The sequence below is a fragment of the Bifidobacterium miconisargentati genome, assembly GCF_019331675.1.
In the GTDB taxonomy this organism is placed as follows: Bacteria; Actinomycetota; Actinomycetes; order Actinomycetales; family Bifidobacteriaceae; genus Bifidobacterium; species Bifidobacterium miconisargentati.
The window spans coordinates 24,822-31,722 of sequence record NZ_JAHBBJ010000023.1; the positions used below are offsets into that span (position 1 = coordinate 24,822).

Consider the following 6,901-nt stretch of genomic DNA (forward strand, 5'->3'; position numbering starts at 1 on the left):
TGGTCTCGATGATGAATGTGGATGTGACTGTGATTGTGAAGGAGCGTGCGTGATGAGTGCGGCGACGAGTGCCCGTCTGACTGATGCGGAGCTGAGGGCCCAGGAGCGGGCCGCCAAAAAGGCCGAGAAGGAACGTCAGAAGCGCATCGCGCGTGACGAGGCCGCGGAGCGCAAGAGGAGCGAGAAGGCCGGTTTCGCGAACGTGAACAACCCGAGGCGTTCCACGCTGATGACCGTGCTGTGCGCGATCTTCGCGGTGTACTGCCTGTTCCCGTTCGTCTACCTGGCGATCAACGCGACGAAGACCCAGGCGGACTTCACGAGTACGTTCGGTCTCGGTTTCGGCAAGAGCTTCGCCTTATGGGACAACATCGTGACCGTGTTCACGTATCAGGACGGCATCTTCGGCCGCTGGCTGGTCAACACGCTGCTGTACGTGGTCGTGGGTGCCGGCGGCGCGACCCTGCTGGCCATCATGGGCGGCTACGCGCTCGCCAAGTTCCGCTTCCCCGGCCGCAAGGCCGTGTTCGCGGTGATCATCGGCTCCATCTCCGTGCCGGGCATCGCCCTGGCGGTGCCGCAGTTCCTGCTGTTCGCCAAGCTGAGCCTGACGAACACCCCGTGGGCCATGATCATCCCGAGCCTGATCAGCCCGTTCGGCCTGTACCTGATGTGGATCTTCTCCGAGCAGGCCGTGCCGACCGAATTGCTGGAGGCGGCGCGCGTGGACGGCGCCAGCGAGTTCCGCACGTTCTGGACCATCAGCCTGCCCCTGCTGGCCCCCGGCATCGTGACGACCGCCCTGTTCACGATCGTGGCTACTTGGAACAACTACTTCCTGCCGTTGATCATGTTGAAGGACGCCGACTGGTATCCGTTGACGATCGGCTTGAACCAGTGGAAGGACCAGGCTTCGACCGCTGGTGGTCAGGCGATTCAGAATCTGGTGATCACGGGTTCGTTGATCACGATCATCCCGCTGGTGATCGCGTTCCTGTGCCTGCAGAAGTACTGGCAGTCCGGCCTGGCCGCCGGCGCCGTCAAGGAGTAGTGGGATCGGCCTTGCGGCCGATGCCGTGTTTCCCGCGGGCTTCCGCTTGCTCTTCTGCTACCCCTCAGTCCGCCTGCGGCGTCCAGCTCCCCTGGCAAGGGGAGCCGAGCCTTACCTGTGCAGGCCTCGGCCCCCTCTGACGAGGGGGCTCCCGCGAAGCGGGTGGGGGAGAGAAGAGGAGCAGTCCGCAAGGCCTGTGGAACCCACGGCATCGGCCACCGGCCGATTTCTCCCCACCCTGAGAATCCTCATAAACAACGTTGTACAAGGATCAATAACCATGACCGAACATCGTCCATTCAAATGGCCGCAGCCGCTTGCGGGCAACAAGCCCCGCATCTGGTACGGCGGCGACTACAACCCCGACCAGTGGCCCGAGGAGGTCTGGGACGAGGACGTCGAGCTGATGAAGCAGGCCGGCGTGAACCTGGTCTCCGTGGCCATCTTCTCCTGGGCCAAGCTCGAGCCCGAGGAAGGCGTCTACGACTTCGACTGGCTCGACCGCGTCATCGACAAGCTCGGCAAGGCCGGCATCGCCGTCGACCTCGCCTCCGGTACGGCCTCTCCGCCCATGTGGATGACCCAGGCCCACCCGGAGATCCTGTGGGTGGACTACCGCGGCGACGTTTGCCAGCCCGGCGCCCGCCAGCACTGGCGCGCCACCAGCCCGGTCTTCCTTGACTACGCCCTGAAGCTCTGCCACAAGATGGCCGAACACTACAAGGACAACCCGTACGTGGTCTCCTGGCATGTGAGCAACGAGTACGGCTGCCACAACCGCTTCGACTACTCCGAGGACGCCGAGCGCGCCTTCCAGCAGTGGTGCGAGAGGAAGTACGGCACCATCGACGCCGTCAACGACGCCTGGGGCACCGCCTTCTGGGCGCAGCGTATGAACGACTTCTCCGAGATCATCCCGCCGCGCTTCATCGGCGACGGCAACTTCATGAACCCCGGCAAGCTGCTCGACTGGAAGCGCTTCAGCTCCGACGCCCTGCTCGACTTCTACAAGGCCGAACGCGACGCCCTGCTCGAAATCACCCCCGGCAAGCCGCAGACCACCAACTTCATGGTCTCCGCCGGCGGCACCGGCCTTGACTACGACAAGTGGGGCTACGACGTGGACTTCGTGTCCAACGACCACTACTTCACGCCCGGCGAGGCGCACTTCGACGAGCTGGCCTATTCGGCCTCCCTGTGCGACGGCATCGCCCGCAAGAACCCGTGGTTCCTCATGGAGCACTCCACGTCCGCCGTCAACTGGCGCCCGATCAACTACCGCGTGGAGCCCGGCGAACTGGTGCGCGACTCCCTGGCCCACCTGGCCATGGGCTCCGACGCCATCTGCTACTTCCAGTGGCGCCAGTCCAAGGCCGGCGCCGAGAAGTGGCACTCCTCGATGGTGCCGCACGCGGGCCCGGACTCCCAGATCTTCCGCGACGTGTGCGAGCTGGGTGCCGATCTCAACAAACTCGCCGACGAGGGCCTGCTGGAGACCAAGCTGGTCAAGTCCAAGGTCGCCGTCGTGTTCGACTACGAGTCCCAGTGGGCCACGGAACACACCGCCACGCCTACTCAGGAGGTACGCCATTGGACCGAGCCGCTCGCGTGGTTCCGCGCGCTGGCGGACAACGGTCTCACCGCCGACGTGGTGCCCGTCCGTGGCCCCTGGGACCAGTACGAGGCCGTGGTGCTGCCGAGCCTGGCCATCCTCTCCGAGGAGACCTCCCGCCGCGTGCGCGAGTACGTGGCCAACGGTGGCAAGCTGTTCGTGACCTACTACACCGGTCTGGTGGACGAGAAGGACCACGTCTGGCTTGGCGGCTACCCCGGTTCCATCCGCGACGTGGTGGGCGTGCGCGTGGAGGAGTTCGCCCCGATGGGCAACGACTTCCCGGGCGCGATGGGCCACCTCGACCTCACCAACGGCGCCGTGGCGCACGACTTCGCCGACGTGATCACCTCCGTGGCGGACACCGCCCACGTGGTTGCCTCCTTCAAGGCGGATAAGTGGACCGGCCTCAACGGTGCGCCGGCCATCACCGTCAACGATTTCGGAGACGGCAAGGCCGCGTACGTGGGTGCCCGACTCGGCCGCGAGGGGCTGGCCAAGAGCCTGCCCGCGTTGCTTGAGGAACTGGGCATCGAAACGTCCGCCGAGGACGATCGCGGCGAGGTGCTGCGCGTGGAGCGCGCGGACGCCACCGACGAGAACCACTTCGTGTTCCTGTTCAACCGCACGCACGATGTGGCCGTGGTGGACGTGGAGGGCGAGCCGCTGGTCGCCTCGCTGGCCCAGGTCAACGAGTCCGAACACACCGCCGCCATCCAGCCCAACGGCGTCCTCGTCGTGAAGCTGTAAGCGTAAGCCGAACAGCCCGTACGTCCCAAGGATTGCAATGCCCGGAACCATGCACGGTTCCGGGCATTTTTACGTCTTTGCCGGGCCGAAGCGGAACCGCCCGGATATGTAGTGTTTGCGATAACACGCCGACGGTTTCCGTTTGCGCTTGCGGAAACCGTGTGTATACTAGAAGATGTTATCGCAACCATACATTAGCAATCGGCAACAGTAAGCCGATTCTCAACGTCGAGGTGAAATGAGGAGTTTAGCCCCGGCAAACGTCTATGGTTACGAGCGACAAAAATAAGTTTGAATCGTTCTGGACGATTCGAGGAAGGAGAACAGAACGATGAAGTTCACCACCGCCAAGAAGGCCGTCGCCCTCACCGGCGCCGTCGCCATGCTGGTTTCCGTTGCCGCCTGCGGTTCCGACAGCAACTCCAGCAGCCAGCCTGCACAGGAGAAGGACGTGCAGGAGATCACCGTCTGGGCCTGGGAGCCCACGCTGACCCAGGTCGCCAAGGACTTCACGAAGAAGACCGGCATCAAGGTCGATCTCAAGAACGTCGGCACCAACACCAAGGAATACACTCAGCTCGACAACGCCATCGAGGCCGGCAACGGCGCTCCGGACGTGGCCCAGATCGAGTATTACGCCATCCCGCAGTACGCCATCAAGCAGAACCTGCTGGACATCACCGACAAGACCTCCGGCTACTCCGACTTCTACACCCCCGGCCCGTGGGCCTCCGTGCAGTTCGCCGGCAAGGTCTACGGCCTGCCGATGGATTCCGGCCCCATGGCCTTCTTCTACAACAAGGAAGTCTTCGACAAGGCCGGCGTTGACGCCACCCAGATCAAGACCTAGGACGACTACTACGAGGCCGCCAAGAAGATCCACGCCCTTGGCGACAACTACTACATCACCTCCGATACGGGTGACGCCGGCTTCTACGACTCCATGACCTGGCTCGCCGGTGGTCAGCCGTTCAAGACCTCCTCCGACGGTTCCGAGGTCACCATCAACCTGACCGGTGACGAGAACGTCCAGAAGTTCAACGAGTTCTGGCAGAAGATGCTGGACGAGGGCCTGCTCGACACCAAGACCGCCGGCTGGTCCGAGGATTGGTTCAAGGGCATGGTCGACGGCACCATCGCCTCCCTGCTCACCGGTGCCTGGATGCCTGCCAACCTGGCCAACTCCGCCGCTGACGGCGCCGGCAAGTGGCGCGTGACCCAGATGCCGACCGCCGACGGCTCCGCCACCAACTCCGAGAACGGCGGCTCCTCGCTGGCCGTGCTCGCCTCCTCCAAGAAGGCCGATGCCGCGTACCAGTTCATCGAGTACGCCAACCACGGCGACGGCGTGGCCACCCGTGTGGCCGGCGGCGCCTTCCCGGCCGACAAAGCCTCCCTTGAGTCCGACTCCTTCAAGAACGCCACCACCGTCAAGAACGCCGACGGCGAGGACGTGGACTACTTCGGTGGTCAGAAGTACAACGAGGTCCTGGCCCAGGCCGCTGAGAACGTGTCCTCCGACTACCAGTTCCTGCCCTTCGAGGTCAAGGCCCGCACCATCTTCGGCGACTACGTCGGCAAGTCCTACACCGGTGACCAGAAGCTGAGCGACGGCATCGCCGCTTGGCAGAAGGCCCTGCAGGACTACGGCAAGGATCAGGGCTTCACCGTCAAGTAAGCCCGACCCCACGGAGATTACGCAAATAGCGATTCCCGAACACCCTCCCTACCGGAACCCCGTCCGCACACCGCTGCGGGCGGGGTTCCGCCGTTTCGCCGGGCATCGCCTCCAATACCCGGCGAATAGTACACTCGTCACCATGCGTATGATCGGACGGCGAATCAGGCGAACGGCGACCGCGGCACTGGCCGCCATACTCACCGTGGCGCTGGCCTCCTGCGGGCAGGCCACCGAGGACAACCGCACCGTCATCAGCGTATGGAGCTGGGAGCCAAGCATGGGCAAGGTCATCCAGCGATTCGAACAGGCCAATCCGGACATCCGCGTCGAATGGACCAACATCTCCGGATACGACAACCTCAACACCGCCATCCAGGACGGCTACGGCACCCCGGACGTGGCGCAGATCGAGTACTACGCGCTCATGCAGTACGCCGTCTCCGGGCAGCTCCTTGACCTGACCGACCGCATCGGCTCCGACTACCAGAACTTCTTCACCCTCGGCACCTGGTCCTCCGTGCAGCTCGCCGGCCGCACCTACGGCCTGCCGATGGATTCGGGCCCCATGGGATTCTTCTACAACGCCGACGTGTTCGAACAGGCCGGCGTGGACGCCACCCAGATCAAGACCTGGGACGACTACTACGAGGCCGCCAAGAAACTTAAGAACATCGGCGCGTACATCGCCGCCGATTCGGGCGACGGCAGCTTCTACGACGCGATGATCTGGCTCGCCGGCGGCCAGCCCTTCCATACCTCGCGCGACGGCAAGACCGTGACCATCGACCTCGACAAGGACGCCGGCACGCAGCGCTTCACCGAATTCTGGCAGAAGATGATCGACGAAGGCCTCATCGACACCACCTCCGCCACCTGGTCCGGCCGATGGAAGCGCCGGGTGGGCACCGGCACCATCGCCTCCGTGTTCTCCGGCGCATGGATGCCCTCGCTGCTGCTCGCCAACGTGCCCGGCGCGGCCGGCCTGTGGCGCGTGACCACCATGCCCACCTACGACGGCCTGCCCACCAACGCCGAAAGCGGCGGGTCGGCGCTCGCCGTACTGCAGCTCACACGCAAGCCGGACGCGGCCTACCGGTTCGTGGACTTCGTGACCCACGACAAGCAGGGCATCGCCGCCCGTGTGGACGGCGGCGCGTTCCCCGCTGACTACGCGACCCTCAACTCGCAGGACTTCCTGGACAAAACCACCGTCACCAACGAATCCGGCCTGGAGATCCCGTACTTCGGAGGGCAGAAGTTCAACCGCGTGCTTTCGGAGGCGGCCGAGGACGTGTCCGTGGGATACCAGTACCTCCCGTTCGAGGTGTACGCGCGCAGCGACTTCAAGACCACCGTAGGTAAGGCGTACAAGTGGGCCTCGTCATTCCAGTCGTATCTGAAACGGCAGGAGGCCATCGAGCTGGGGCAGACGGACGCCGACGGCAACCCGCTCAAGCCCAAGGCTGATCCCGGCAAAAAGGTCAGCCTGAGCGACGGGCTGTCCGCCTGGCAGAAGGACCTCAAGGAATACGGCCTCAACCAGGGCTTCACGATTCAGTAGCAACGGAATCGGCACCGCTTCGCGGGCCGATGCTGTAGTTCCGCGGCTCTCGCCGCTCTTCTACTACCCCTCAGTCACCTACGGTGACAGCTCCCCTCGCAAGGGGAGCCAATTTTTTAGAGGCTTCTGCTGTTTTCGTGGGTTAGGTTGCTGGTGTTGGTAGTTGGATGTTGAGTCCGCCGCATCTGAGCATGACGAGGCTGATGAGGTTGGTGACGTGGTGGAAGCCGTAGGCCATGCGGATGG

General features: G+C 64.0%; 3 protein-coding genes and 1 pseudogene. All 4 read left to right on the forward strand.

Annotation, left to right across the window (positions count from 1 at the left end; all coding sequences use genetic code 11):
• The first annotated feature begins 52 nt into the window (after window positions 1-52).
• Complete coding sequence (locus KIH81_RS11265) at window positions 53-1,051, forward strand: carbohydrate ABC transporter permease (protein WP_214305407.1); 999 nt, start codon at window positions 53-55, stop codon at window positions 1,049-1,051.
• Between the two features lie 280 nt (window positions 1,052-1,331).
• The gene (locus tag KIH81_RS11270) at window positions 1,332-3,413 is read left to right on the forward strand and encodes a beta-galactosidase (protein ID WP_214305408.1); all 2,082 of its coding nucleotides are present in this window, start codon (window positions 1,332-1,334) and stop codon (window positions 3,411-3,413) included.
• Window positions 3,414-3,744: 331 nt separating this feature from the next.
• A pseudogene (locus KIH81_RS11275) lies at window positions 3,745-5,091 on the forward strand (ABC transporter substrate-binding protein).
• Between the two features lie 142 nt (window positions 5,092-5,233).
• Window positions 5,234-6,655 carry an ABC transporter substrate-binding protein gene (locus tag KIH81_RS11280; RefSeq protein ID WP_214305409.1) on the forward strand — a complete coding sequence of 474 codons (1,422 nt, stop codon included), beginning with the start codon at window positions 5,234-5,236 and terminating at the stop codon, window positions 6,653-6,655.
• The last annotated feature ends 246 nt before the right edge of the window (window positions 6,656-6,901 follow it).

Excerpts from the sequence above, each read along its gene's own strand:
- KIH81_RS11270 (WP_214305408.1), top strand. The coding sequence starts at position 1,332 with ATGACCGAACATCGTCCATTCAAATGGCCGCAGCCGCTTGCGGGCAAC.
- KIH81_RS11265 (WP_214305407.1), top strand. The coding sequence starts at position 53 with ATGAGTGCGGCGACGAGTGCCCGTCTGACTGATGCGGAGCTGAGGGCC.
- KIH81_RS11280 (WP_214305409.1), top strand. The coding sequence starts at position 5,234 with ATGCGTATGATCGGACGGCGAATCAGGCGAACGGCGACCGCGGCACTG.